The following is a 26,897-nucleotide window of genomic DNA, read 5'->3' on the forward strand; positions in this document are numbered from 1 at the left end:
CTGCGCGGCCCGGCGGGCCTCGGCACGGCTGCCGTACGGGCGCTCCTCACCTCCCGCGCCGTACGGACCCGACCCACGACCCGATCCATGCGAACCGGCCCCATAGGAGTCGGCAGGAGATCCGGTGGCGCCTCGCGGTGCCGCACGGCGGCCGGCGGACGAACCGGACTGGCCGCGTCGGGCCGCGGCACGTCCGCCTCCCTGCGGCTGCGGCGGTTTGCGACGGTGCTCGCTCATCGAACGACTACTCCTCGGGCAGGCGCATCCTGGCGCGCCTGGAAACGGCGGCTGGTTTCCGGTCCCCCCGAAGTACGGATGCGGTCGGTCGCTCATTCACCCGTACTGCACCCGGGACGAGGACGTCCCCAGGCGTCACACGGTTCCCGGCGGTATGCATGGCGCACAGACTACGCACCACCGCAACCCGCTGAACCCCGAAGTTCACCCCAAACCAGGCAACTTGGCTTCAACAGAACGGTGATGTGACCCCGTTCACCCGATCCCCTCTTGTCGCATCCGAAGCACCGTTCTATCGTCGTGATGTATCGAGTCGATACATCGGGGCGAGATAAAGACCGTTATGGCACTTGGAGCGGCACCCACCGCACCGGGTCGCGGCAGGGAGGAGGCGACGATGGGCCGGCGTTCCGGGATCCTGGAGTTCGCCGTACTCGGACTGCTGCGTGAATCTCCGATGCACGGCTATGAGCTGCGCAAACGACTCAATACGTCACTGGGTGTGTTCCGGGCGTTCAGCTACGGGTCGCTCTATCCCTGCCTCAAGACGCTGGTCGCCAACGGCTGGTTGATCGAGGAGCCGGGGAACGCACCGGAGGACGCCGTCTCCGCCGCACTCGCGGGACGCCGCGCCAAGATCGTCTACCGGTTGACGGCCGAGGGCAAGGAGCACTTCGAGGAGCTGCTCTCCCAGACGGGCCCCGACACGTACGACGACGAGCACTTCGCCGCACGCTTCGCCTTCTTCGGACAGACGTCGCGTGACGTACGCATGCGCGTGCTCGAGGGCCGCCGCAGCCGGCTGGAGGAGCGCCTGGAGAAGATGCGGGCCTCCCTGGCGCGCACCCGGGAGCGCCTCGACGACTACACACTCGAGCTCCAGCGCCACGGAATGGAGTCCGTGGAGCGCGAAGTGCGCTGGCTGAACGAGCTCATCGAGAGCGAGCGGGCCGGACGGGACCTCAAGGGTTCCGGCTCCGGGGAGCCCGCCTCGCAGGACACCACCACTGGAGCGACGGGCGGCCTGCCCCGGCCCGGGGAACCTTCCCGGCCGGATACGCCCGACGACACCGCCACGTGAGGTCCCGTCGGGGCTTCACCGAGTACACACAGGGAGCAACCGCCAATGGGTTCGGTTCGCGTAGCCATCGTCGGCGTGGGCAACTGCGCCGCGTCGCTGGTACAGGGCGTGGAGTACTACAAGGACGCCGATCCGGCGTCCAAGGTCCCGGGCCTCATGCACGTGCAGTTCGGCGACTACCACGTGCGTGACGTCGAGTTCGTCGCCGCCTTCGACATCGACGCCAAGAAGGTCGGCCTGGACCTCGCGGACGCCATCGGCGCCTCCGAGAACAACACCATCAAGATCTGCGACGTGCCCTCCACCGGGGTGACGGTCCAGCGCGGCCACACCCTCGACGGCCTCGGCAAGTACTACCGCGAGACCATCGAGGAGTCCGGCGAGGCCCCGGTCGACGTCGTCCAGGTCCTCAAGGACAAGCAGGTCGACGTCCTCGTCTGCTACCTGCCCGTGGGCTCCGAGGACGCGGCGAAGTTCTACGCCCAGTGCGCCATCGACGCCAAGGTCGCCTTCGTCAACGCCCTGCCGGTCTTCATCGCCGGCACCAAGGAGTGGGCGGACAAGTTCACCGAGGCGGGCGTGCCGATCGTCGGTGACGACATCAAGTCGCAGGTCGGCGCCACCATCACGCACCGCGTCATGGCGAAGCTGTTCGAGGACCGCGGCGTCATCCTGGACCGCACGATGCAGCTGAACGTCGGCGGCAACATGGACTTCAAGAACATGCTCGAGCGCGACCGCCTGGAGTCCAAGAAGATCTCCAAGACCCAGGCCGTCACCTCCCAGATCCCCGACCGGGAACTCGGCGAGAAGAACGTCCACATCGGCCCGTCCGACTACGTGGCCTGGCTCGACGACCGCAAGTGGGCCTACGTCCGCCTGGAGGGCCGCGCCTTCGGCGACGTCCCGCTGAGCCTGGAGTACAAGCTCGAGGTCTGGGACTCCCCGAACTCCGCGGGTGTCATCATCGACGCCCTGCGCGCCGCGAAGATCGCCAAGGACCGTGGCGTCGGTGGCCCGATCCTCTCCGCGTCCTCCTACTTCATGAAGTCCCCGCCGGTGCAGTACTTCGACGACGAGGCCCGCGAGAACGTGGAGAAGTTCATCCGCGGCGAGGTCGAGCGCTGACCTTCCGCTCCTGAAACCGCTCCTGCCAGGGCTGTCGGGCCCCTGGGCGCACCATGTGTGCTCCCAGGGGCCTTGCCGTATGTGAGGCTGTGCCCCATGCCCGTCGTCCGTGACCTGCGCGTTCTGCTGCGCTTGAGGAACTTCAGACGCCTGCTCGCCGTACGGCTGCTCTCCCAGGGCGCGGACGGGGTCTACCAGGTCGCGCTCGCCACGTACGTCGTCTTCTCCCCGGAGAAGCAGACCTCGGCCGCCGCGATCGCCTCCGCGATGGCGGTGCTGTTGCTGCCGTACTCCCTGGTCGGCCCGTTCGCCGGTGTCCTGCTGGACCGCTGGCGGCGCCGCCAGGTCTTCCTCTACGGCAATCTGGTGCGCGCGGTGATGGCGGCCGCCACCGCGGTGCTGATGGTCGCCGCCGTGCCGGACTGGCTGTTCTACGTCTCCGCCCTGTGCGTCACCGCCGTCAACCGCTTCGTCCTGTCCGGACTCTCCGCCGCGCTGCCGCGCGTGGTCGACGCCGAGCGACTGGTGATGGCCAACTCCCTGTCGCCGACCGCCGGCTCCCTGGCCGCGTTCGCGGGTGGCGGTCTCGCCTTCCTCGTACGACTGCTGGGCGCGGACTCCGACGCTGCCGTGGTGCTGCTGGGAGCCGCCCTCTATCTGTGCTCGGCGCTCACCTCGCTCCTCATGGCCCCGGAACTGCTCGGCCCCGACCGGAGCCCGGCCCGCCCCCGGCTGGGTGCCGCGCTGACCGGCACCGCGCGCGGCCTGATGGCGGGCATACGGCATCTCGCCGCACCGCCGCGCCGGGAGGCCGTCCGGGCGCTGGCGTCGATGACGCTGATGCGGTTCTGCTACGGCGCTCTGACGGTCATGGTGCTGATGCTGTGCCGCTATGGCCTGACCTCGAACACGAAGGACGGACTGCGTCTGCTCGGGATGGCGTTGGGGCTTTCCGGTGCCGGGTTCTTCGCGGCGGCCGTCGTGACGCCGTGGGCGGCGGGACGGCTCGGACCCGCCCGCTGGATCGCCGTGTGCGCCGGCTTCGCGGCGGTCCTCGAACTCGCCCTCGGCCTGCCGTTCACCGCCGGCCCCCTGCTGGTTGCGGCGTTCATCCTGGGGCTGACCACTCAGGGCGCGAAGATCGCCACGGACACAGTGGTGCAGTCCGCGGTCGATGACGGCTTTCGCGGCCGGATCTTTTCCGTGTACGACGTGCTGTTCAACGTCGCCTTCGTGGGCGCTGCGGGCGTCGCCACGCTGATACTGCCACCGGACGGCCGCTCGGCCGTGCTGGTGGTCACAGTCGCTGTCATCTATGCAGGGGTTGCGACCATCATGGCCGGCTTCGAACGCCGGTAGGTGTCACGTCGACGGTTCCTTGATGAAGGGGCGATGTTTCACGTGAAACATCGCCCCTCGGTGTTCTCCCGGGGCGTGTTTCACGTGAAACATCGCCCCGCCGCGCGGTGTCAGCCCAGCCCGTCCTGTTCGGTCCACCACTCCTTGAGGGCCGCCACCGCCGCATCGTGCCCCATCGGCCCGTTCTCCAGACGGAGCTCCAGCATGTGCTTGTACGCCTTGCCGACGGCCGGGCCGGGCTTGATGCCGAGGATCTCCATGATCTGGTTGCCGTCGAGATCCGGGCGAATCGCGTCGAGCTCCTCCTGCTGCTGGAGCTGGGCAATGCGTGCCTCCAGACCGTCGTACGCCCGGGACAGCGCGGCCGCCTTCCGCTTGTTGCGGGTGGTGCAGTCCGAGCGGGTCAGCTTGTGGAGCCGGTCGAGCAGCGGACCCGCGTCACGGACGTAGCGGCGGACCGCGGAGTCCGTCCACTCGCCGGTGCCGTAGCCGTGGAAGCGCAGGTGGAGCTCGACCAGATGGGAGACGTCCTTCACCAGCTCGTTGGAGTACTTCAGCGCCGCCATGCGCTTCTTGGTCATCTTCGCGCCGACCACCTCGTGGTGGTGGAAGGAGACCCGGCCGTCCTTCTCGAAACGTCGTGTGCGCGGCTTGCCGATGTCGTGCAGGAGGGCAGCCAGGCGGAGGGTCAGGTCGGGGCCCTCCTCCTCCAGCGCCATCGCCTGCTCCAGGACGATCAGCGTGTGGTCGTAGACGTCCTTGTGCCGGTGGTGCTCGTCGCTCTCCAGACGCAGGGCCGGCAGTTCGGGCAGGACATGGTCGGCGAGACCGGTGTCGACGAGCAGGGTCAGGCCCTTGCGCGGGTGAGCCGACAGAATCAGCTTGTTCAGCTCGTCCCGGACCCGCTCGGCCGAGACGATGTCGATGCGTGCGGACATCTCCTTCATCGCCGCGACGACCTCGGGGGCGACCTCGAAGTCGAGCTGGGCGGCGAAACGCGCGGCCCGCATCATGCGCAGCGGGTCGTCGGAGAAGGACTCCTCGGGCGTGGCGGGGGTGTGCAGCACGCGGGCCGCGAGGTCCGTGAGGCCGCCGTGCGGGTCGATGAATGTCTTCTCCGGCAATGCCAGGGCCATCGCGTTGACGGTGAAGTCACGCCGGACGAGGTCCTCCTCGATGCAGTCGCCGTACGACACCTCGGGCTTGCGCGAGGAGCGGTCGTAGGCCTCCGACCGATAGGTGGTCACCTCGATCTGGAAGCATCGGTCAGCGTCTCCGACGCGGACCTGCTTCTGCGCCCCGACCGTGCCGAAGGCGATCCCGACATCCCACACGGCGTCGGCCCACGGTCGCACGATCTTCAGTACGTCCTCGGGGCGGGCGTCGGTGGTGAAGTCCAGGTCGTTGCCGAGCCGGCCGAGCAGCGCGTCCCGGACCGAGCCGCCGACCAGGGCGAGGGAGAACCCGGCCTCCTGGAAGCGACGCGCGAGATCGTCGGCGACGGGGGCCACCCGCAGCAGTTCGCTCACCGCGCGCTGCTGCACCTGGTTCAAGGCAGGGGAAGTGTCTTCATTGGCGTTCGGCACAACAGAAAAGGGTACGTGGCCCGGGCTGTCGGCCGCGCCGTCATTGTTCCCGCGCGGGCGTCCGGTGGGCGCACGGGGGCGGCATCCCACGGGATGTGGCGACAGACCCTTCGTTACCCGCCCAGGACCAGCCTTTGTGACATAACGAACAGCATCCCCGGATACACGCATATCCAGGGCAGCCGTCGGCGTTCCATGATCGTGTGGCTGCCTCCGAGGCACTTCCCTTCGGCGCACATCGTTACCATGCGTGGACGCACATTCCGACGACCACTGACGACGAGGGACGGGCGAGCGCGTGGCCGAGGCGGCAGACTTCCAGGGGACCTGTCCCTCACCTGCCCGCCGCCTGCTGCGGCGCACCGGGGCACTGCTCGCCGGGGCGCCCCTGCTGACCGGGCTGGTCCAGCTGCCCGCCGCGCCGGCCGCGCACGCCGCCGGCCAGGATTCCCTCCGGGCCGCGTCGGGCTCACGCACGGTGGCCGTCTCCCTCGACTCCCTCAGTCCCAGCGTGCCCTCGGACGGGGACACGCTGACCGTCTCGGGCACCGTGACGAACAACGGCAAGCAGGCGGTCACCGACGCCCACGTGGACCTGCGCGTGGGTCAGGAACTGAACACCCGCTCGGCGATCGACGCCGTGGCCCGGCGCACCGCGTTCGAGCCGGGCACCGACGGCTCCGAGGTCGGCGGCAAGTACGTCCAGAAGTTCCCCAGGCTCGCCCCGGGTATCGCCGAGCACTTCAACATCTCCGTACCGGTCGACAAGCTGAACCTCGGCGCGGACGGGGTCTACCAGCTCTCCGTCTCGCTGTCCGGCCGGACCTCCGCACAACCCTGGGAGCAGGTCCTGGGCATCCGGCACACGTTCCTGCCGTGGCAGCCGGCCGATGCGGACACGAAGACGAAGGCGACCTATCTGTGGCCGCTCGTGTCCGACGTCCACATGACCGCCGAGACGGGCCCCGGCGCCCAGCAGACGCCGGTCTTCCTCAACGACGACCTGGCCAAGGACATCGCTCCCGGCGGCCGTCTGGAGCAGATGCTGTCGCTGGGCAAGGACCTCGACGTCACCTGGGTCATCGACCCCGACCTGCTGGCGTCCGTCGACGCCATGACCCGCAACTACCGCATCCAGACGGACGGCGGCACGCCCGTCCCCGGCACCCACCAGGCGGCCGCCAAGCAATGGCTGGCCGAGCTGCAGCAGGCGGTGGCGGGCAAGGAGGTCGTGGCACTGCCCTTCGCCGACCCCGACCTGGCCTCCCTCGCCCACGGCGGCACGAGCGTGACCGGCTCGCTGAGCCAGCTCAAGGACGCCACCGACGTCGCCGCCGGCACGGTGGAGACGGTGCTCCATGTGAAACCGAGCACGGACTTCGCCTGGCCCGTGGACGGCGCCGTGGACCCCTCGATCGTCAAGGTCGCCACCTCCGCGGGCGCCGACAAGGTCATCGCGCGCAGCGACAGCCTGCGGGAGACCGGCGACATGACCTACACGCCCTCGGCGGCCCGTCCCATCGGCGGCGGCACCACGGCGGTCGTCGCGGACGAGCGTCTGTCGACGGCGTTCGAGGGCGACCTGTCGCGGGCCGGCGCCACCACACTCGCCGTGCAGCGGTTCCTCGCCCAGAGCCTGGAACTCCACGACCAGACGAACAAGCAGCGCAGCATCGTCGTGGCCCCGCAGCGCATGCCGACCGCGCACCAGGCCCAGGCCATGGCGCAGGCACTGACGGCCCTCCAGCAGAGCACCTGGTCCCAGTCGCAGGACCTGGCCGCGGCCACCAAGGCGGCGCCGGACCCCGGCGCCGCCACGAAGGTCCCGTCGACCGCCGCCTACCCCTCCTCGCTGCGCAAGAAGGAACTGGGCCGCTCCGCCTTCGCGGCGATCGCCAGAACACAGGACAAGGTCGACAACTTCAAGGTCGTCCTGACCGACGAGTCCCGGGTCGCCACCCCCTTCGGACGTGCCATGAACCGGGAGATGTCCACGGCGTGGCGCGGCCGGCCCGCCGAGGCGGAGCACTTCCGGGACGGCGTGGAGGCGTACCTCGACGACCTCTCCGAACAGGTCAAACTGATCGACAAGTCGGAGACGAAGCTCTCCGGCCGCAGCGCCACGATTCCGGTGACCGTGCAGAACAACCTGGTGCAGGGCGTCGACCACCTGGTGCTGCGGCTCACCTCGACCAATCCCACCCGCCTCAAGATCGTCGGCAAGGCCTACTCGGAGCAGCCCGTCGCGGTCTCCGGCGGGCACAGCCAGTCCGTGAAGTTCACCACATCGGCCAACGCCAACGGTCCCGTGACGGTGGTCGCCCAGCTCTACACGCAGGACGGCCGGGAGTACGGTGCACCCGTCACCTTCGACGTGAAGGTCACCGAGATCACGGCCACGGTGATGCTGGTCATCGGCGGCGGTGTCCTGCTGCTCGTCCTCGCCGGCTTCCGCATGTACACCCAGCGCAAGCGGGCGGCGGCCCGGGAGGCCGCACAGGGCGCCGGGACGGCCGAGGACGCCGGGAAAACGGACGCGGACAGCGGGGAGGGCGCCGCCGACGGGAGCGGCGAGAGCACGGCCGAGCCGGAGAACGGCGCCCCGGAGCAGCCGAGTGACCCGGCACCGGACACCGCACCGGAAAACGCCGACCCGTCCGGCACGGGTGAGAAAGTGGACCGTTGAGCATGTCGTGGCCCGGAGGGCCCGGGACGATGAGGTGGGGTAATCCATGAACGCGCCGTACGACGGTGACCGCGGCCGCGCCGTGGGCAGCTCGGGCGACGACCCCGACGCCCCGCCGCCCGAGCACGGCCAGGTACCGCCGCAGCCGCCCGCGGACATGTACCTCCAGGACGCCTACGACGAGGACCCCTACCGGGCTCAGGACCTCACCGCCCAGGACCCGGTCGGCGAGGCACTGTACGACCGCGCCGCGCACCCCCCGCCGCCGCCCGGCGCCCACGGGTCGCAGCAGCCGCTCTACGGGCGCCCCCCGCAGTCGCCGCACGCCCCCGACCCGCGGGTGTGGGCACAGACCCCGCCGCCGGAGCCGTCGGGCGCCACCCAGTACCTGCCGCACGGCGAGGACCCCCGCACCACGCAGTTCGTCGGCGTCGACGACCTGGTCAGCCACTCCGGCGAGAACCGCCAAGAGCCGGACGCCTTCGCCCACCTCTTCCGGGACCAGCAGCAGAGCGGCTATCAGGACACGCGCCAGAGCGGCCACGGCTACCCGAACCCCGGACAGCACGACTACCAGTCCCCGCAGCGGTCCGACGGACGCCCGCCGGCCGAAGTGCCCTCGGTTCCCGGTCCCGCCCCGGCCCCGGCCGCCGGTCAGGGGCCGATGGGCCCGTACGCCCCCGCACCGGCGGTTGCCGAGGCCGCGGCCGCGACGGCCGTGTCCGCGCCCGCTCCCGCCCCGGCGAAGAAGGGCGGGAAGGCATCGGGCCTGCTGAAGTCGAGCGCCGTCATGGCGGCGGGCACCATGGTCTCCCGGCTCACCGGGTTCATCCGTTCGGCGATGATCGTGGCCGCACTGGGCACGGCCCTCCTGGGCGACACCTTCCAGGTGGCCTACCAGCTGCCGACGATGATCTACATCCTGACCGTCGGTGGCGGCCTGAACTCCGTGTTCGTCCCGCAACTCGTCCGCGCCATGAAGGAGGACGACGACGGGGGCGAGGCGTTCGCCAACCGGCTGCTCACCCTCGTGATGGTCGCACTGGGTGCGCTCACCGCCATCACGATGTTCGCAGCACCGCTTCTGGTCCGGATGCTGTCCAACCCGGTCGCCAACAATCCGGCGGCCAACGAGGTCGGCGTCACCTTCACCCGGTACTTCCTGCCCTCGATCTTCTTCATGGGCGTCCACGTGGTGATGGGGCAGATCCTCAACGCCAGGGGCAAGTTCGGCGCGATGATGTGGACGCCGGTCCTGAACAACATCGTCATCATCGTCACGCTCGGAACGTTCCTGTGGGTCTACGGCACCGCCGCGAACTCCCACATGACCGTCACGAACATCCCGCCGGAGGGACAGCGCCTGCTGGGCGTCGGCGTGCTTCTCGGCCTCGTCGTGCAGGCACTCGCGATGATCCCGTACCTGCGCGAGACCGGGTTCAAGCTCCGTCTGCGCTTCGACTGGAAGGGGCACGGCCTCGGCAAGGCCGCGATGCTCGCCAAGTGGACGATCCTCTTCGTCCTCGCCAACCAGGCGGGCGCCCTGGTGGTCACCCAGCTGGCCACCGCGGCGGTGACCGACACGAACATCCCCGGTACCGGCTTCAGTGCCTACGCCAACGCACAGCTGATCTGGGGGCTGCCCCAAGCCATCATCACTGTCTCCTTGATGGCGGCCCTGCTGCCCCGCATCTCGCGCTCGGCCGCAGAGGACGACGCCGGTGCCGTCCGCGACGACATCTCGCAGGGGCTGCGGACGACGGCGGTCGCCATCGTGCCCATCGCCTTCGGGTTCCTTTCTCTCGGCATCCCGATGTGCACGCTGATGTTCGGCTCCTCGGGCACCGGGGCCGCCACCAACATGGGCTACATGCTGATGGCCTTCGGCCTCGGCCTGATCCCCTACTCCGTGCAGTACGTCGTCCTGCGCGCCTTCTACGCCTACGAGGACACCCGCACGCCCTTCTACAACACGGTCATCGTGGCCGCGGTCAACGCGGCCGCCTCGGTCCTGTGTTACTTCCTGCTCCCGGCCCGCTGGGCCGTCGCGGGCATGGCCGCCGTCTACGGTCTCGCGTACGCGATCGGCGTCGGTGTCGCCTGGCGGCGGCTGCGCAAGCGGCTGGGCGGCGACCTCGACGGATCCCGGGTGGTGCGCACCTACGCCCGGCTGTGCATCGCCTCGGTGCCGGCGGCACTGGTCAGCGGCGCGGCCTGCTACGGCATCAGCCGTACGCTGGGCCAGGGCGTCGTGGGGTCGTTCGCCGCGCTGCTGGCCGGCGGAGCCCTGCTGCTCGGCGTCTTCTTCCTCGCCGCCCGCCGCATGCGCATCGAGGAGGTCAACTCGCTCGTGGGTATGGTCCGCGGGCGCCTGGGGCGTTGAGGCGGGGGTAGGCGCACAACCATCGTCCGCAGCTGTGTGTCGTGCATAGCGGCGGACTGTGGGCACAATTGGTTTCGGCGTCGGACAGCGTGCGATGGATGGGGAGGCAGGAGCGACGGTGGCGGAACGGAGTACGGCTGCCGTCGACGTGGCAGACAACAGCGGCGAGGAGTCGCTGACCGCCAAGGCGGACCAGTCCACGTCCGACGGGGTGGCCCAGCACCAGAAGCGGGACATGAACAACGACGAGGCGCAGGGGAGCGCCGGGACCGGAAGTTCCGGGAAGGAGACCTCGCCTCCCGAACTGCACAGCGGTCACAAGCTGGCCAGGCGCTACCGCCTCGAGGAGTGCGTCACCCGTCTGGACGGATTCAGCAGTTGGCGAGCGGTGGACGAGAAACTCCGTCGCGCCGTCGGGGTGCACCTCCTGCCCGCGGACCACGCCCGCGCCCGGTCCGTGCTGGCCGCGGCCCGCTCCTCCGCGCTGCTCGGCGACCCCCGCTTCGTGCAGGTCCTCGACGCCGTCGAGGAGAACGACCTCGTCTACGTCGTCCACGAATGGCTGCCCGACGCGACGGAGCTGACCACGCTGCTGTCCTCCGGGCCTCTGGAGCCGCACGACGCCTACCAGTTGGTGAGCCAGATCGCCTCCGCGATGGCCGCCGCACACCGCGAGGGCCTCGCACACCTGCGGCTCAACCCCAACGCCGTGCTGCGCGCCTCCACCGGCCAGTGGCGCATCCGCGGCCTGGCCGTGAACGCCGCGCTGCGCGGCGTCAGTTCCGACACCCCGCAGCGCACCGACACCGAGGCGATCGGCGCCCTGCTGTACGCGGCACTCACCCAACGCTGGCCGTACGAGAACGACGCCTACGGCCTGTCCGGCCTGCCCAAGGACATCGGCCTCATCGCCCCGGACCAGGTGCGCGCGGGCGTCCACCGCGGCCTGTCCGAACTCGCCATGCGTGCCCTCGCCAACGACGGCGCCACCGCCTCACGGCACGAGGCGGCGTGCACCACGCCGGAGGAACTGGTCAAGGCGATCGGCGAGATGCCGCGCATCCGTCCTCCGGAGCCGGCGTTCACCGCACCGCCGGAGTACCAGCACACCTCGTACCAGCAGGGCACGTACGGCCGCCCGGCGCCGCACCCCGGCGTCACCCAGCCGGTCCCCGCCCCGCCGCCCCCGCTGCAGAGCCGCACCGGCAAGGCCCTGAAGTGGGCCGTCTCGGCGCTGCTCATCGCCGCCCTGGGTCTGGGCAGCTGGCAGCTCGCGGACGCCCTGATGGGCGGAGGCGGCAAGCCCGACGACACCCAGACCCAGACGCAGGACGACAACGAAAAGGACGACAAGCAGCCGAAGCCGGTCAAGCCGATCCAGGTCCAAGGAGCGCAGGAGTACGTCGTCAGCGGTGGCGCCCAGGCCGCGGGAGATGTCGACAAGACCTATGACGGCGACAGCTCCACGTACTGGCGGACCAGGAGTTACGCCGACGGCCCGAGGCTCGCCCCCTACAAGCCGGGTGTGGGCATCGCCTACGACCTGGGCTCGGTCAAAGAGATCTCCGCAGCGTCGATAGGGCTCCGCTACGCCGGCGACCACACCACGGTCCACCTCTACGCCACGGACTCCCTGAGCCCCTCGACCGGAATCGAGGGGATGAAGAAGATCGGAACCGCGACCACCAACGGGACCTCTCTCACGGTGAAGGCGACGGAGTCGTCGAAGACGCAGTACGTGCTGCTGTGGATCACAGACGTGCCCAAGGCGCCCTACGACGGCTACAGCGGGGCCGGTTACAAACAGGGCATCACCGATGTGAAGTTCATGGGCTGACGTCTCACCGAGGGGGGAGGGGGCCGATGGCGGACGGCACCGCATACGGCGACGCAAGCGATCAGGACCTCCTGGCCCACCATGTGGAAGGTGACCCCGACGCCTTCGGTGAGCTCGTACGGCGTCACCGCGACCGGCTCTGGGCGGTCGCCCTGCGTACGCTGGGCGACCGTGAGGAGGCCGCCGACGCGGTTCAGGACGCGTTCGTCTCGGCCTACCGGGCCGCCCACACCTTCCGGGGGCAGTCGGCCGTCACGACCTGGCTGCACCGGATCACGGTGAACGCCTGTCTGGACCGGGCCCGCAAGGCGGCCTCGCGGAAGACCTCACCGGTGGACGACACCGAGCGCCTGGAGCAGTTGCTGGAGCCGCACGAGTCGGCCTCGGCACCCGCCGAGAGGAACGACGTGCAGCGGCAGCTCGTCGAGGCGCTGGGCACCCTGCCGCCCGACCAGCGGGCCGCGCTGGTCCTCGTGGACATGCAGGGCTACCCGGTCGCCGAGGCCGCCCGCATCCTCGATGTGCCGACCGGGACGGTGAAGAGCCGTTGCGCCCGGGGCAGGGCAAGACTCCTGCCGCTGCTCACCCATCTACGGCTGGAAAGCACCGGCGACGAGAAGGAACCGGGTGCGAGACGGAACCGGACTCAGGAGGTGTCCGTCCCACCGGCAGCGGGTCCTGAGGGCGCGGACGCACAGAGCACGGGACCGAGCGATTCAGCTGCTGTGAAGGGCGGAGGTGGGCGAGCGTGACAACCACGACGGACGCGGCCGGGCACCCGGACGTCACGGAGATCTCCGACCTCGCCGAGGGCCTTCTCGGCCTCTCCCGGGCCACGGACCTTCGACGGCATCTGAACGAGTGCGAGCCGTGCGCCGAAGTCCACGCGTCGCTGGAGGAGATCCGCGGTCTGCTCGGCACCCTGCCGGACCCGTCGGGCATGCCCGACGACGTCGTGGACCGTATCGACGCGGCCCTCGCCGCCGAAGCCGCCAAGACGGTCGAGGACGCCGAAGTCACAAAGCCGGTCGAGTCCGGCTCCGTCGCCGGGAACGCACATGTTTCACGTGAAACATCGGCGGCGGGCCGCCCCTCCGGCCGTGCTCGCACTTCCAGCACCGGGCCGGGCCGCAAGGCCCGCACCCGGCGCGGACGTCGCAGGATCGCCGTCCTGGGCTCCGCCTTCGCCGTGGTCGCCCTGGGCGTCGCTTCCGTAGTGGTGGCGACCCTGCATGACGACAAGGGTTCCGCCACCACGGCACACGACCGGCCGAGCGCGTCCACGGACACCTTCTCCGAGGGAACGCTCGAGACCCAGGTCGCGGATCTCCTTCAGGTCCGGAAAGCGTCGGCAGACACCCGGGCCCCGCGCAGCTTCGGCGTGGGCTCCGCTCCGGGCACCGGTAAACCGAGGATCATGAAGGAAGCCACGGTCACGGTGCCCTCGTGCGTCCGGCAGGGCATCAGCGGCTCCGGCGCCCCACTCGCCGCCCAGACGGGCACCTACGACGGCAAGGACGCCTATCTCGTCGTGCTGCCCGACCCTTCCGGCGACAGCACCCGCGTCACGGCCTACCTGGTCGACGCGAGCTGTGTCCAAGACCCTTCGGCCGTGCCCAAGGTCCTGCTGCAGCACTCCTACGCGCGTTAGCCGGCACTCCTTCGCGCGTTTCCTGAGCGCGCACGCTTGGGTTCTCGCGCCCCGTGGTATCCCGTACGCTGACGCGCCTCCGTGTGCCCGGGCACACCGGGAATGCTCGCCCCGTAGGATCCGTTGGATGGGGTGAGAGCTGTGAGACAGGGCTCCCACCGGCCGTACGACACAGTCCAGAGACGAGGAATCAAGCCGTGAGCGACGTCCGTAACGTGATCATCATCGGCTCCGGGCCCGCCGGCTACACGGCGGCGCTCTACACCGCGCGCGCGTCGCTGAAGCCGCTGGTCTTCGAGGGGGCCGTCACCGCGGGTGGCGCGCTGATGAACACCACCGACGTGGAGAACTTCCCGGGCTTCCGCGACGGCATCATGGGCCCCGACCTCATGGACAACATGCGTGCGCAGGCTGAGCGCTTCGGAGCCGAGCTCGTCCCGGACGACGTCGTCTCCGTCGACCTGACCGGAGAGATCAAGACCGTCACGGACACGGCGGGCACGGTGCACCGGGCGAAGGCCGTCATCGTCGCCACCGGCTCGCAGCACCGCAAGCTCGGCCTGCCGAACGAGGACGCGTTCACCGGCCGGGGCGTCTCCTGGTGCGCCACCTGTGACGGCTTCTTCTTCAAGGACCAGGACATCGCCGTGATCGGTGGCGGCGACACCGCCATGGAAGAGGCCACTTTCCTCTCCCGCTTCGCCAAGTCCGTCACCGTCGTCCACCGCCGGGACACCCTGCGCGCCTCCAAGGCGATGCAGGAGCGCGCCTTCGCCGACCCGAAGATCACGTTCGTCTGGGACAGTGAGGTCGCCGAGGTCCAGGGCGACCAGAAGCTCTCCGGCCTGAAGCTGCGCAACGTCAAGACCGGTGAGCTCTCGGACCTGCCGGTGACGGGCCTGTTCATCGCGATCGGCCACGATCCGCGCACCGAGCTCTTCAAGGGCCAGCTGGAGCTGGACGAGGAGGGCTACCTGAAGGTCGCCTCGCCGTCCACCCGCACCAACGTCACCGGTGTCTTCGGCGCCGGTGACGTGGTCGACCACACCTACCGCCAGGCGATCACCGCGGCCGGCACCGGCTGCTCCGCGGCCCTGGACGCAGAGCGCTTCCTCGCGGCCGTCGCGGACAACGAGCAGAAGGCCGAGCCCGAGAAGTCCACCGTCTGAGCCCCCGCCACCCCACCCCACGCACGACCAGTTAAGGAGCCCACCGTGGCCGGCACCCTGAAGAACGTGACCGACGACACTTTCGAGCAGGACGTCCTCAAGAGCAACAAGCCCGTCCTGGTGGACTTCTGGGCCGCCTGGTGCGGCCCCTGCCGCCAGATCGCTCCGTCCCTCGAGGCGATCGCCACCGAGTACGGTGACAAGATCGAAATCGTCAAGCTCAACATCGACGAGAACCCGAACACGGCCGCCAAGTACGGCGTCATGTCCATCCCGACCCTGAACGTCTACCAGAACGGCGAGGTCGCCAAGACCATCGTGGGCGCCAAGCCGAAGGCCGCGATCGTCCGCGACCTCGAGGAGTTCATCGCCGAGTGACGTGACGGATCGTCGCAACGACGGCGCATGTTTCACGTGAAACACGAATGGGCCCACCCGACGGGGTGGGCCCATTCGTGTAAGCCGGCTCGCCTACAGCGGCCGCAGCGCCGGTTCCTTCTGCACGGCTCCCAGAAGCCGGTCGAGCGCCATCTCCACGTCTTCCTTCCACGACAGCGTCGACCGCAGTTCCAGCCGCAGCCGCGGATGGGTGGGGTGGTGCCGGACCGTCTTGAACCCCACGGCCAGCAGGTGGTCGGCCGGGAGCATACAGGCCGGTTCCTTCCAGCGGGCGTCGCCGAATGCCTCGATGGCCTTGAAGCCCCGCCGCAGCAGGTCCTTCGCGACCGTCTGGACCATCACCCGGCCCAGCCCCTGCCCCTGGTAGCCCGGCATGATGAAGCCGGTCATCAGCTGCACCGCGTCCGGTGAGACGGGGCTCGTGGGGAACGCCGTGGAACGGGGGACGTAGGCGGGGGGAGCGTAGAGCACGAAGCCCACGGGCACGTCGTCGACGTAGACGACCCGGCCGCAGGAACCCCAGTCCAGCAGGACGGCGGAGATCCACGCTTCCTTTTCCAGTGCGGGCGTACCCGCTTTCACCGCGGCTTCGCCGCTGACGGGATCCAACTCCCAGAAAACACACGCACGACAGCGCTTGGGAAGGTCCTGAAGGTTGTCCAGCGTGAGCGGTACGAGCCTACGGCCCATGAAGACTGCTCCTCACTTCCTCCACCCTCAGGCGTCATGAGCGGGCGTCCATCACAGATGCGGGCAGGTGGATGCGCATATCCGAACGCATCGTAACCAGGATGCGATTGTGTCGATACCGGCTGAAAGCAAAGAGCGGGCCCTGTTCCGGTACACACCGGACACGGCCCGCTTCTGCCGAACGGTCGACTCGACGCTCTCCCCGAACGGGTCTCAGGCGTCCGACTCCGTTTCCTCTGCCCCGCCGTCCAGAAGGCTCTTCTGCAGGACCGGGCCCTCACCCGGAGCCAGCGTGCCGAGAATGCGCTCCAGGTCCTCCATGGAGGCGAACTCGACGGTGATCTTGCCCTTCTTCTGCCCCAGGTCGACCTTTACCCGGGTCTCGAAACGGTCGGACAGACGAGTGGCCAGATCCGACAGGGCCGGAGAGACCCGGGTCCCGGCACGGGGGCCCTTGGAGCGCGGTGCCGTCGTCGGCCGCGATCCCATCAGGGTGACGATCTCCTCGACCGCCCGTACCGACAGTCCCTCGGCGACGATCCGGTGGGCCAGCCGGTCCTGCTCCTCGGAGTCCTCCACCGAGAGCAGCGCCCGCGCATGCCCTGCGGAGAGGACTCCGGCAGCAACTCGGCGCTGCACCGCCGGCGAGAGCTTCAGCAGCCGCAAGGTGTTGGAGACCTGCGGGCGGGAGCGGCCGATGCGGTCCGCCAGCTGATCGTGCGTGCAGTTGAAGTCCTTCAGCAGCTGGTCGTAGGCGGCCGCCTCCTCCAGCGGGTTCAGCTGGGCCCGGTGCAGGTTCTCCAGCAGGGCGTCCAGAAGAAGCTTCTCGTCGTCCGTCGCCCGCACGATCGCCGGGATCGCCTCGAGCCCCGCCTCACGGCAGGCCCGCCAGCGCCGTTCGCCCATGATGAGCTCGTAGCGCGCGGGGCCGAGCTGCCGTACGACGACGGGCTGGAGGAGCCCGACCTCCTTGATGGAGGTGACGAGCTCGGCCAGCGCGTCCTCGTCGAAGACCTCACGCGGCTGGCGAGGGTTCGGTGTGATGGAGTCGAGGGGGATCTCGGCGAAGTGGGCGCCCATCGGAACCGCAGGGGCCTCCGCCGTGCTGCTCGACGACGGCTCCTCTGTTTCACGTGAAACAGGCGGCAACATGGTCACCTTCGCCGCCGCCACCCCCCGGTCGCCGGTCAGCACCGGGACGGCCGTGGGCGACGTGGGTGCAGTGCCTCCCGCGGTCGCCGGGGCCGACGGTTTCTCTGCGGCCGGGGCAGCGGGAATCAGTGCGCCGAGACCACGACCCAGCCCCCTCCGTCGCTCGCTCACTGAATCCCCTCCACCATGTTTGGATCACTCTGTGCGCCGATGTGGGCGTGCGTGGCGTCATAGCTGACACCGACACCCCTCAACGCGATTTCTCGTGCCGCCTCAAGATAGGAGAGGGCACCGCTCGATCCTGGATCGTAAGTCAGCACCGTCTGCCCATAGCTCGGCGCCTCGGAGATACGGACGGAGCGGGGGATGCTCGTCCGCAACACCTCCTCGCCGAAGTGGCTGCGCACCTCTTCCGCGACCTGGGACGCAAGACGCGTCCGGCCGTCGTACATGGTGAGCAGGATGGTCGACACGTGCAGGGCGGGGTTGAGGTGCCCCCGCACCAGGTCGACATTGCGCAGCAGCTGCCCCAGACCCTCCAGTGCGTAGTACTCGCACTGGATCGGGATGAGGACCTCCTGACCGGCGACCATGGCGTTGACCGTCAGCAGACCGAGGGAGGGCGGGCAGTCGATGAGGATGTAGTCCAGTGGCTGCTCGTAGGCCTGGATCGCCCGCTGCAGCCGGCTCTCTCGCGCCACCAGGGACACCAGCTCGATCTCCGCGCCGGCGAGATCGATCGTGGCAGGGGCACAGAAGAGACCCTCGACATCGGGGACGGGCTGGACGACCTCGGCCAGCGGCCTGCTCTCCACCAGCACGTCGTAGACGGAAGGCACCTCCGCGTGGTGGTCGATGCCCAGCGCGGTGGAGGCATTGCCCTGCGGGTCGAGGTCGATCACCAGGACACGACCGCCGTGCAGAGCCAGCGAAGCGGCAAGGTTGACGGTCGTCGTCGTCTTGCCCACGCCGCCCTTCTGGTTGGCGACCACAATGACGCGGGTCTGTTCGGGCCGGGGCAGACCCGCGCCGGCGCGGCCCAGAGCCTCGACCGCCAGTTGGGCAGCACGACCGATGGGAGTGTCGTCCATCGGGGGCGGTGTTTCACGTGAAACATCCTCCCCCGTCGACTCGGTACGGGGACCGGGGACCGGATCGGTCATCGGTCCCGCGATGTTGGCGTCGGACCGCAAGGATTCACTCTCCTCGACTTCAGGCTCGCAATGAACAGAGCCTCCCATGCCCTCGGGGTCGTGAACCAGTGAGGTCTGCCGTTCTGTGGAGAAATCCACCTCTGTGGACAACTCCGTTCCCTGTCCGAGTGAACCGAGCGACTTGCGGTCGCGAGGGTGGGCCGCAGCGCGGCCACGGTTGATGATGCCGTGCAACAGTGAGCGACGTTTCACGTGAAACACGATGCACAGCGACCGCGGCCGAACTGTCGCGACACTCCGGCATGTACAGGTTTGACGCCTTACGTGGAATATGTCCGACTACCGGCGCCGTCGCACCCGTCCCGCCCGAGCCGCCTTCGCGCGCTTGGCCGCGAAGCGCACACCGCCCGGGCTCTCCCCGACCTCGACCCGCACGACGGTGGACTGGGGATCCACGATCCCCTCACCCACATGCAGGATGGATGTCTCCACCGCGCCGAGCTTGGTCAGTGCGGCAGCCGCGCTCTTCAGCTCCTCCTCGGCCGCGTCCCCCTTGAGGGCGAGCATCTCGCCGTAAGGGCGCAGCAGCGGAATGCCCCAGGTGGCCAGGCGGTCCAGCGGGGCGACCGCCCGGGCGGTCACCACATGCACCGGCGGGATCTTGCCCATCACTTCCTCGGCCCGTCCACGGACGACCGTGACGTGATCGAGCCCCAGCAGCTCGACGACCTCGGTGAGGAAATTGGTCCGCCGCAGCAGCGGCTCCAGCAACGTGATCTTCAGGTCCTCCCGGACCAGCGCCAGCGGAATGCCCGGCAGGCCGGCGCCCGATCCGACATCGCACACCGTCACCCCCTCGGGCACGACCTCGGAGAGCACCGCACAGTTCAGCAGGTGCCGCTCCCACAGACGGGGTACCTCACGCGGGCCGATGAGCCCTCGCTGCACCCCTGTCTCGGCCAGCAGCTCGGCGTACCGGACCGCGTCTGCGAAGCGATCACCGAATACGTCACGTGCCTGCTCGGGCGCAGGGGGGAGCTCCGCTGCCTCCGTCACGGGGACCGTCCTTCCGTACCACATCAGCGCGACCAGCGCCGACCACCAGAACTACCAGGCTGACAAAATAAGGCCCCGCCTGCAGGCAGACGGGGCCGGTGGAACGTGGGACCGCTCAGGCGGGAAGCACGACGACGAAGCGCTGCGGCTCCTCGCCCTCGGACTCGCTGCGCAGACCCGCGGCCTTGACCGCGTCGTGCACGACCTTGCGCTCGAACGGAGTCATCGGCTTCAGCTTCACGGGCTCACCGCTGCTCTTGGCCTCGGCCGCGGCCTTGGCGCCCAGCTCGGACAGCTCGGCACGCTTCCTGGCGCGGTAGCCGGCGATGTCCAGCATCAGACGGCTGCGGTCACCGGTCTCCCGGTGCACGGCCAGCCGCGTGAGCTCCTGCAGCGCCTCCAGCACCTCGCCGTCATGGCCGACCAGCTTCTGCAGATCACGGCTGCCGGTGTCGCTGATGATCGAGACAGAGGCGCGGTCGGCCTCGACATCCATGTCGATGTCACCGTCGAGGTCGGCGATGTCCAGCAGACCCTCGAGGTAGTCCGCCGCGATCTCGCCCTCCTGCTCCAGGCGGGTCAGGGCGTCTGCGCCCTCGGCAGCGGCGGAGGTGGTGCCTTCCGTCACGGGATGGGCTCCTTCTTACTTCTTGGACGGGGACTTGGGCCGCTGCGGACCCTTGCGCTGGCCGGACTGGGCCCGGCTGCGGGTACCGTTGCCCGGCGCCGGGGCGGCCTCCTTGGCCGCTCCGGACGAGGCTCCCTGCGGCTGGTCGGACTTGCTCAACGACGGGGACGCCGTGGCCTCACCGGCCGTCTTGGCACCACCCGACTGGCGCTGCGCCTTGCTCTGCCGCTTGGGCTGCTGACGACGCTGGGCGGTGACGGTGGTGGTCGTACCGTCCTCGGACTGCGCGACCGCGACGCTCTCGCTCTTCACCACGGCACCGTCGGCCTGAGCCGCCAGGCCCGCCTTGTTCAGACCGTTGATGAACTTGCGCTCGAACTCGTTGCGGTCACGGCCCTTGGCGACGATCGCCTTGACGACGGCCTTCTCACTCCGGCTGCGGGTCTTGCCGTGGTGCGTGACGTGCTTGAAGAGGCGCTCGAGGTACGCGGCCTGGGCCTTGGAACCCGGGGTCGGGTTGTTGTGGATGACGTACATCTGCTGGCCCATGGTCCACACGTTGGTGGTCAGCCAGTAGACGAGGACACCGACCGGGAAGTTGATGCCGAAGACGGCGAACATGACCGGGAAGACGTACATCAGCATCTTCTGCTGCTGCATGAACGGCGTCTTCACCGTCGTGTCGACGTTCTTCGTCATCAGCTGGCGCTGCGTGTAGAACTGCGACGCCGACATCAGAATGATCATGACCGCGGTGACGATCCGCACATCGGCCAACGAGGCGTTGAGCGCATCGACCTTGGACGGGCTGTCCATGAACTTCGCGGCCAGCGGGGCGCCGAAGATGTGTGCCTTCTGCGCGCTGGCCAGCAGCTGGTCGTTGATGAAACCGATGGTCTTGCCCGAGGCGATGCCGTTGAGCACGTGGTACAGGGCGAAGAAGAACGGCGACTGCGCCAGGATGGGAAGGCACGAGGAGAGCGGGTTGGTACCCGACTCCTTGTACAGCTTCATCATCTCTTCGGACTGACGCTGCTTGTCGTTCTTGTAACGCTCCTGGATCTTCTTCATCTCCGGCTGGAGCGTCTGCATCGCCCGCGTCGCCTTGATCTGCTTCACGAACAGCGGGATCAGGCAGATACGGATCAGAATCACCAGGGACACGATGGACAGGCCCCAGGCCCACCCGGTGTCAGGTCCGAAGAGCGCACCGTACACCGTGTGGAACTGGACGATGACCCAGGAAACGGGTGTTGTGATGAAGCTGAAGAGGCTGGCAATCGTGTCCACTAATCATGCTCCTTGGGCATGGGACGAGGTCTCTGCGGCCGGGCTCGGCAGGATGTCCCTGTCGGTGGCCGTTTCGGCGGCGGAGGGCCCGCCCTTGCGTGCGCGCCAGGCGCTGCGCAGCATTTCGTGCCACCGCGGACGCTTGCGCGGCGGAACATGGTCCACACCGCCCAGCGACCACGGGTTGCACCGCAGGATCCGCCAGGCAGTCAGTGCCGTCCCCTTGATCGCACCGTGCCGGTCGATGGCCGTGTAGCCGTAGTGGGAACACGACGGGTAGTACTTGCACACCGGCCCGAGCAACGGGCTGATGGTCCACTGGTACAACTTGATCAGAACCAGCAGCGGGTACTTCATCGCGCGCCCCCTCCCAGCAGTCGTCGAAGGGCGGCATCCAGGTCTTGGGCCAGCTGTGCGTGCTCGGCGTCGCCCGCACCGGGCAGCGCTCGTACGACTACCAGGCTACCGGGGGGCAACAGGGCGACCCTGTCACGCATCAGATGACGAAGTCTGCGCTTCACCGTGTTGCGCACGACCGCCCCACCCACGGCCTTGCTCACGACGAAACCCGCACGCGGCGGAGGAGCGCTCTCCCCAGGCGCGTGCGGGTCCGTGGCACCGCTACGTAGATGGACGACGAGAAGCGGGCGTCCGGCCCGGCGCCCTCGTCGTACCGCGGTCGCGAAGTCCTCGCGCCGCCTCAGCCGGTTCTCGGTGGGCAGCACGACGTCATGACCTGACCGGGATCAGGCGGACAGACGGGCGCGACCCTTGCTGCGGCGGGACGCGAGAATCGCGCGGCCGGCACGGGTGCGCATACGCAGCCGGAAGCCGTGGGTCTTCGCGCGACGACGGTTGTTCGGCTGGAAGGTGCGCTTGCTCACTCGGGGGCTCCAGAAAGAATCAGTAGTGGCGGGGTGCCGTCCTGGCTGTCACCGTGCGCCCACGAGTAGCTCGCAGTTACGCCCGAGTGCACCGCTTACCGATCACCTTGACGCGATCTGTGCCCATCGGAGGCAGGCGGCAGCAGCCATCGACAACTCGACCTCGCTACGGTACGCGCGGCTGCGCCGTCCGGTCAAACCACGGGACACGGAGAGACACTGTCCACAGCCTGGGGACAACAACTTGAACCGTACCCGCCGCGCTGACTACCGTGGCTGAACTCCGATTCGTTCCCTTGTCCCCCGCCCCACCCGAATAGATACCGACCCGTCCCGAACCACACGTTCGTGGGACCCGTGAGAGAGCGTGCCCTGTGGCTGACGTACCTGCCGATCTTGCCGCAGTGTGGCCACGAGTCCTGGAACAACTCCTCGGCGACGGCCGCGGACAGGGCGTCGAGGTCAAGGACGAACACTGGATCCGGCGCTGCCAGCCGCTCGCGCTGGTCGCCGACACCGCCCTGCTCGCCGTGCCGAACGAGTTCGCCAAGGGCGTCCTCGAGGGACGCCTCGCCCCGGTCGTCAGCGAGACGCTGAGCCGCGAATGCGGCCGCCCCATCCGCATCGCCATCACCGTCGACAGCTCCGTCGGCGAGCACCAGCCCCCCGCACCGCCCGCACCGCGCTACGAGGAGCAGGAGCTGCCCACCGGCCAGGGCGGCTACGAGCCCTACGGCCGACGCCGGCCCGACAGCCACCGCCCCGGCCGCGCCGACCAGCTCCCGGGCGCCGGAGGCGACCCGCTGCCGCTCCCGCGCACCGGCCCCCAGCCGTCCGACGACTCCGACCCGCTGCCGACCGCCCGCCCCGCCTACCCCGCGGAGTACGCCGACTACCAGCGCCCCGAACCCGGCGCCTGGCCCCGCCGCACCCACGACGACTACGGCTGGCAGCAGCAGCGGCTCGGCTTCCCCGAGCGGGACCCCTACGCCTCCCCCTCCGCGCAGGACCCCTACGGCCCGCAGGACTCCTACCCTCCGCAGGTACCGGTCCAGGACTACCGTCCGCAGCCGATGGACCGCCCGCCGTACGACCTGTCCCGCCCCGACTACGACCAGCGCGACTCCGGCCGCCGCGAACTGCCGGAACCGCCGTCCGGCTCCGGCCAGGCGCACCGCGGCGGCCCCATGGGCCCGAACCCTCCCACCACCGGCGCCCCCGGCCCCCTCGCCGCACAGCCCGCGCCCGCGCCCGGACCCGGCGAACCGACCGCCCGCCTGAACCCGAAGTACCTCTTCGACACGTTCGTCATCGGCGCCTCCAACCGCTTCGCACACGCCGCCGCGGTCGCCGTCGCCGAAGCGCCGGCCAAGGCCTACAACCCGCTGTTCATCTACGGGGAGTCCGGGCTCGGCAAGACGCACCTGCTGCACGCGATCGGGCACTACGCGCGCAGCCTGTACCCGGGTACACGCGTGCGGTACGTCAGCTCCGAGGAGTTCACCAACGAGTTCATCAACTCCATCCGCGACGGCAAGGGCGACAGCTTCCGCAAGCGCTACCGCGAGATGGACATCCTGCTCGTCGACGACATCCAGTTCCTCGCGGACAAGGAGTCGACGCAGGAGGAGTTCTTCCACACCTTCAACACCCTGCACAACGCCAACAAGCAGATCGTGCTCTCCAGCGACCGGCCGCCCAAGCAGCTGGTGACCCTGGAGGACCGGCTGCGCAACCGGTTCGAGTGGGGACTGATCACCGACGTCCAGCCACCCGAGCTGGAGACGCGCATCGCCATCCTGCGCAAGAAGGCGGTACAGGAACAGCTGAACGCTCCGCCGGAGGTGCTGGAGTTCATCGCCTCCCGGATCTCGCGCAACATCCGCGAGCTGGAGGGCGCGCTGATCCGGGTGACCGCGTTCGCCTCGCTCAACCGGCAGCCGGTGGACCTGGGCCTGACCGAGATCGTCCTCAAGGACCTCATCCCCGGCGGCGAGGACACCGCCCCGGAGATCACGGCGACGGCCATCATGGCGGCCACGGCCGACTACTTCGGTCTCACGGTCGAGGACCTGTGCGGCACCTCCCGCGGCCGCGCCCTGGTGACCGCCCGGCAGATCGCCATGTACCTGTGCCGCGAGCTGACCGACCTGTCGCTGCCGAAGATCGGCGCGCAGTTCGGCGGCCGTGACCACACCACCGTCATGCACGCCGACCGCAAGATCCGCGCGCTGATGGCCGAGCGACGCTCCATTTACAACCAGGTCACGGAGCTGACCAACCGCATCAAGAACGGCTGAGAAGCGGCAGTACGGCGCGAGGGGCGCCCCGGCAGTCCCGGGGGCGCCCCTCGCCGTACCCGGGGCCTCCCGGAGCCCTCTCGCGCCGCCCGGCCCGCCCCGGCACCGGCGCCGGCCCGCTTCCCCCACGCCCGGCACCCGCCCCGGCACCTCCTGGGCCACCCCCACTGTTCGATTCCGCCCGGGGTTACGGCCCCCCTCCACAGATTCGGGAACTTTTTCCCGTCCACATCCTGGGGACCGCCAAGTTGTCCAGACGGCATCCACAGGCAGAGCTGTTGAGAGATCATCTGCCCAGCTCACCGGCCTGTGGATCCGTGGATGAGCGATCTCCACAGGCTGTGGACAAAGCGGGGGTCCACAAGCCCCTCGCCGAGTTGTCCACCGGCAACCCACAGGTCAGGCCCTGTTGTCCCCAGCCATCGGCGGCTTCTCCACAGTCCTGTCCACTGTTCGGCAACCCGAGGCGGCCGCTCACCGCGTCGAGTGAAAGCTGTCACACCGAGGTGCCGGATTGGGGTGTGGGAAACGTGGGTAAAACTGGGGACGCAGTTGGGGAGAACTGCCCTCGGCCTGTGGGCGGGGTGTGCAGAACTTCCCGTTCTCCACAGAGCCCCCGAGTTGTCCACCGGTGCCACCCACAGGGCCCGTGGACAAAATCTCCGCGCTGAGCTGGGCAAACGTGGTTATCCACGGTATCCACAGCCCCTACTACTACTCCCGACTAGAGAGAGCGCGGAATTCGTTTCGAAGCGGGGCCTGTGCACAACTCGCCCTCCCGGGCCCGACCGCCCCTCGAAGCGACTTGACCCCGACGGGCACCTACTGTCAGTGCCGTGCGTCAGACTGGTCCTCGGTGTCCTTCCCGTCGCAGTGGGCGGTGACGCCGAGTCGGAGGACTCAGCAGCGACTCAGCAGCAACAGCAGGAGGCGGCTTACCGTGAAGATCCGGGTGGAACGCGACGTACTCGCGGAGGCAGTGGCCTGGGCGGCACGCAGCCTTCCGGCCCGTCCGCCGGCGCCTGTTCTCGCCGGCCTGCTGCTGAAGGCGGAGGACGGCCAGCTGAGCCTGTCCAGCTTCGACTACGAGGTCTCCGCGCGCGTGTCGGTGGAGGCCGAGGTCGAGGAGGAGGGCACGGTCCTGGTCTCCGGCCGCCTGCTCGCCGACATCTCCCGCGCCCTGCCCAACCGGCCGGTGGAGATTTCCACGGACGGTGTACGGGCCACGGTGGTCTGCGGTTCGTCCCGCTTCACGCTGCACACACTGCCTGTGGAGGAGTACCCGGCGCTCCCGCAGATGCCGGGCGCGACGGGCACGGTCCCGGGCGAGGTCTTCGCCTCCGCCGTGCAGCAGGTCGCCATCGCGGCGGGCCGCGACGACACGCTGCCCGTCCTGACCGGTGTCCGCATCGAGATCGAGGGCGACACGGTCACGCTGGCCTCCACCGACCGCTACCGCTTCGCGGTCCGCGAGTTCCTGTGGAAGCCGGAGAACCCGGACGCCTCCGCGGTCGCCCTGGTGCCCGCCAAGACCCTGCTGGACACCGCCAAGGCGCTGACCAGCGGCGACAGCGTGACGCTGGCGCTGTCCGGTTCCGGTGCGGGTGAGGGCCTGATCGGTTTCGAGGGTGCCGGGCGGCGTACGACCACGCGTCTGCTGGAGGGCGACCTCCCGAAGTACCGCACGCTGTTCCCCACCGAGTTCAACTCGGTCGCCGTCATCGAGACCGCTCCCTTCGTGGAGGCCGTCAAGCGCGTGGCCCTGGTCGCCGAGCGCAACACCCCGGTGCGGCTGAGCTTCGAGCAGGGCGTGCTGATCCTGGAGGCCGGTTCCAGCGACGACGCACAGGCTGTGGAAAGGGTGGACGCGCAGCTGGACGGCGACGACATCTCCATCGCCTTCAACCCGACGTTCCTGCTGGACGGCCTGAGCGCCATCGACTCCCCGGTGGCGCAGCTGTCCTTCACGACGTCCACCAAGCCCGCGCTGCTCAGCGGCAAGCCGGCGGTGGACGCCGAGGCGGACGAGGCCTACAAGTACCTGATCATGCCGGTGCGGCTCAGCGGCTGACCGGCCGGGCCGGTCAGCCGGACCGAGCGGATTTCCGCAGGTGGCGGGCCTCAGGTGTGGGTGTACGTATGAGCGCGTATGCCCACGGATGTGCGCGAGCGTCCGGGTTTAGGCTCGGACGCAGGCACGGAAGTGCCGGAACGCCACGTCGTGCAA

23 protein-coding genes are annotated in these 26,897 nt (G+C 69.2%); 12 read left to right on the plus strand and 11 right to left on the minus strand.

Features of this window, described 5'->3' with window-relative positions; translation table 11 throughout:
• Positions 1-237, minus strand: a 237-nt coding sequence (locus RH94_RS44670) for a hypothetical protein (RefSeq protein WP_234426073.1), incomplete at its 3' end; no start/stop codon positions are given.
• A gap of 397 nt (positions 238-634) precedes the next feature.
• On the opposite strand from RH94_RS44670, the gene RH94_RS26390 reads away from it, so the two are divergent.
• The 3 genes from RH94_RS26390 to RH94_RS26400 all read left to right on the plus strand — a co-directional run bounded on the left by RH94_RS26390 (position 635) and on the right by RH94_RS26400 (position 3,805).
• Positions 635-1,318 carry a PadR family transcriptional regulator gene (locus RH94_RS26390; RefSeq protein WP_073950592.1) on the plus strand — a complete coding sequence of 228 codons (684 nt, stop codon included), beginning with the start codon at positions 635-637 and terminating at the stop codon, positions 1,316-1,318.
• 45 nt (positions 1,319-1,363) lie between these two features.
• Positions 1,364-2,446 (plus strand): inositol-3-phosphate synthase, encoded by a 1,083-nt coding sequence (locus RH94_RS26395; protein ID WP_073950594.1) that lies wholly within the window; start codon positions 1,364-1,366, stop codon positions 2,444-2,446.
• Positions 2,447-2,542: 96 nt separating this feature from the next.
• A complete protein-coding gene (locus RH94_RS26400; RefSeq protein ID WP_073950596.1) occupies positions 2,543-3,805 on the plus strand; it encodes an MFS transporter in 1,263 nt (420 codons plus the stop codon).
• Between the two features lie 110 nt (positions 3,806-3,915).
• Here RH94_RS26400 and RH94_RS26405 read toward each other — a convergent pair whose 3' ends face one another.
• Positions 3,916-5,391, minus strand: a complete 1,476-nt coding sequence (locus RH94_RS26405; RefSeq protein ID WP_199881065.1) for a CCA tRNA nucleotidyltransferase — start codon at positions 5,389-5,391, stop codon at positions 3,916-3,918.
• Positions 5,392-5,689: 298 nt separating this feature from the next.
• Between RH94_RS26405 and RH94_RS26410 the strand changes: the two genes are divergently transcribed.
• From RH94_RS26410 to trxA, 7 genes are all read left to right on the plus strand, one after another.
• A complete protein-coding gene (locus tag RH94_RS26410; RefSeq protein ID WP_073950597.1) occupies positions 5,690-8,077 on the plus strand; it encodes a DUF6049 family protein in 2,388 nt (795 codons plus the stop codon).
• Positions 8,078-8,123: 46 nt separating this feature from the next.
• The gene (gene murJ, locus RH94_RS26415) at positions 8,124-10,460 is read left to right on the plus strand and encodes a murein biosynthesis integral membrane protein MurJ (RefSeq protein WP_073950599.1); all 2,337 of its coding nucleotides are present in this window, start codon (positions 8,124-8,126) and stop codon (positions 10,458-10,460) included.
• A gap of 118 nt (positions 10,461-10,578) precedes the next feature.
• Positions 10,579-12,297 carry a protein kinase family protein gene (locus tag RH94_RS26420; protein ID WP_073950601.1) on the plus strand — a complete coding sequence of 573 codons (1,719 nt, stop codon included), beginning with the start codon at positions 10,579-10,581 and terminating at the stop codon, positions 12,295-12,297.
• Between the two features lie 26 nt (positions 12,298-12,323).
• Positions 12,324-13,049: an RNA polymerase sigma factor SigM gene (sigM, locus tag RH94_RS26425; protein ID WP_073950603.1), complete on the plus strand. Its 726-nt coding sequence runs from the start codon at positions 12,324-12,326 to the stop codon at positions 13,047-13,049.
• The gene (locus RH94_RS26430; RefSeq protein WP_073950605.1) at positions 13,046-13,948 is read left to right on the plus strand and encodes an anti-sigma factor; all 903 of its coding nucleotides are present in this window, start codon (positions 13,046-13,048) and stop codon (positions 13,946-13,948) included. The genes sigM and RH94_RS26430 overlap by 4 nt, the downstream gene beginning before the upstream one ends.
• Before the next feature lie 197 nt (positions 13,949-14,145).
• A complete protein-coding gene (gene trxB, locus RH94_RS26435) occupies positions 14,146-15,117 on the plus strand; it encodes a thioredoxin-disulfide reductase (RefSeq protein WP_073950607.1) in 972 nt (323 codons plus the stop codon).
• 45 nt (positions 15,118-15,162) lie between these two features.
• Positions 15,163-15,495 (plus strand): thioredoxin, encoded by a 333-nt coding sequence (gene trxA, locus RH94_RS26440; protein ID WP_073950609.1) that lies wholly within the window; start codon positions 15,163-15,165, stop codon positions 15,493-15,495.
• A 93-nt stretch (positions 15,496-15,588) separates the two neighbouring features.
• On the opposite strand, the gene RH94_RS26445 is transcribed toward trxA, so the two are convergent.
• From RH94_RS26445 to rpmH, 9 genes are all read right to left on the minus strand, one after another.
• The gene (locus RH94_RS26445; protein ID WP_073950611.1) at positions 15,589-16,206 is read right to left on the minus strand and encodes a GNAT family N-acetyltransferase; all 618 of its coding nucleotides are present in this window, start codon (positions 16,204-16,206) and stop codon (positions 15,589-15,591) included.
• Positions 16,207-16,419: 213 nt separating this feature from the next.
• Positions 16,420-17,529 carry a ParB/RepB/Spo0J family partition protein gene (locus RH94_RS26450; RefSeq protein WP_073950613.1) on the minus strand — a complete coding sequence of 370 codons (1,110 nt, stop codon included), beginning with the start codon at positions 17,527-17,529 and terminating at the stop codon, positions 16,420-16,422.
• Positions 17,526-18,599, minus strand: coding sequence for a ParA family protein (locus tag RH94_RS26455; protein WP_073950779.1), 1,074 nt, complete (start codon positions 18,597-18,599; stop codon positions 17,526-17,528). The genes RH94_RS26450 and RH94_RS26455 overlap by 4 nt, the downstream gene beginning before the upstream one ends.
• A 252-nt stretch (positions 18,600-18,851) precedes the next feature.
• Complete coding sequence (gene rsmG / locus RH94_RS26460) at positions 18,852-19,568, minus strand: 16S rRNA (guanine(527)-N(7))-methyltransferase RsmG (protein ID WP_073950615.1); 717 nt, start codon at positions 19,566-19,568, stop codon at positions 18,852-18,854.
• Between the two features lie 115 nt (positions 19,569-19,683).
• Entirely contained in the window at positions 19,684-20,196 is a 513-nt protein-coding gene (locus RH94_RS26465; RefSeq protein ID WP_073950617.1) for a Jag family protein, read from the minus strand.
• A 15-nt stretch (positions 20,197-20,211) separates the two neighbouring features.
• Positions 20,212-21,486 (minus strand): membrane protein insertase YidC, encoded by a 1,275-nt coding sequence (gene yidC / locus RH94_RS26470; RefSeq protein WP_073950619.1) that lies wholly within the window; start codon positions 21,484-21,486, stop codon positions 20,212-20,214.
• A gap of 3 nt (positions 21,487-21,489) precedes the next feature.
• Positions 21,490-21,843 carry a membrane protein insertion efficiency factor YidD gene (yidD, locus tag RH94_RS26475; RefSeq protein WP_073950621.1) on the minus strand — a complete coding sequence of 118 codons (354 nt, stop codon included), beginning with the start codon at positions 21,841-21,843 and terminating at the stop codon, positions 21,490-21,492.
• The gene (gene rnpA / locus RH94_RS26480) at positions 21,840-22,211 is read right to left on the minus strand and encodes a ribonuclease P protein component (RefSeq protein ID WP_073950623.1); all 372 of its coding nucleotides are present in this window, start codon (positions 22,209-22,211) and stop codon (positions 21,840-21,842) included. The genes yidD and rnpA overlap by 4 nt, the downstream gene beginning before the upstream one ends.
• Positions 22,212-22,232: 21 nt before the next feature.
• Positions 22,233-22,370 carry a 50S ribosomal protein L34 gene (rpmH, locus tag RH94_RS26485; protein WP_003956500.1) on the minus strand — a complete coding sequence of 46 codons (138 nt, stop codon included), beginning with the start codon at positions 22,368-22,370 and terminating at the stop codon, positions 22,233-22,235.
• A 374-nt stretch (positions 22,371-22,744) separates the two neighbouring features.
• Here rpmH and dnaA point away from each other — a divergent pair, with 374 nt between their 5' ends.
• Together dnaA and dnaN are read left to right on the plus strand one after the other, a co-directional pair.
• Complete coding sequence (dnaA, locus tag RH94_RS26490; RefSeq protein WP_073950625.1) at positions 22,745-24,670, plus strand: chromosomal replication initiator protein DnaA; 1,926 nt, start codon at positions 22,745-22,747, stop codon at positions 24,668-24,670.
• 940 nt (positions 24,671-25,610) lie between these two features.
• A complete protein-coding gene (dnaN, locus tag RH94_RS26500; RefSeq protein WP_073950629.1) occupies positions 25,611-26,741 on the plus strand; it encodes a DNA polymerase III subunit beta in 1,131 nt (376 codons plus the stop codon).
• The last annotated feature ends 156 nt before the right edge of the window (positions 26,742-26,897 follow it).

Origin of the sequence: Streptomyces kebangsaanensis (genome assembly GCF_001906585.1) — a bacterium.
Classification (GTDB): Bacteria; Actinomycetota; Actinomycetes; order Streptomycetales; family Streptomycetaceae; genus Streptomyces; species Streptomyces kebangsaanensis.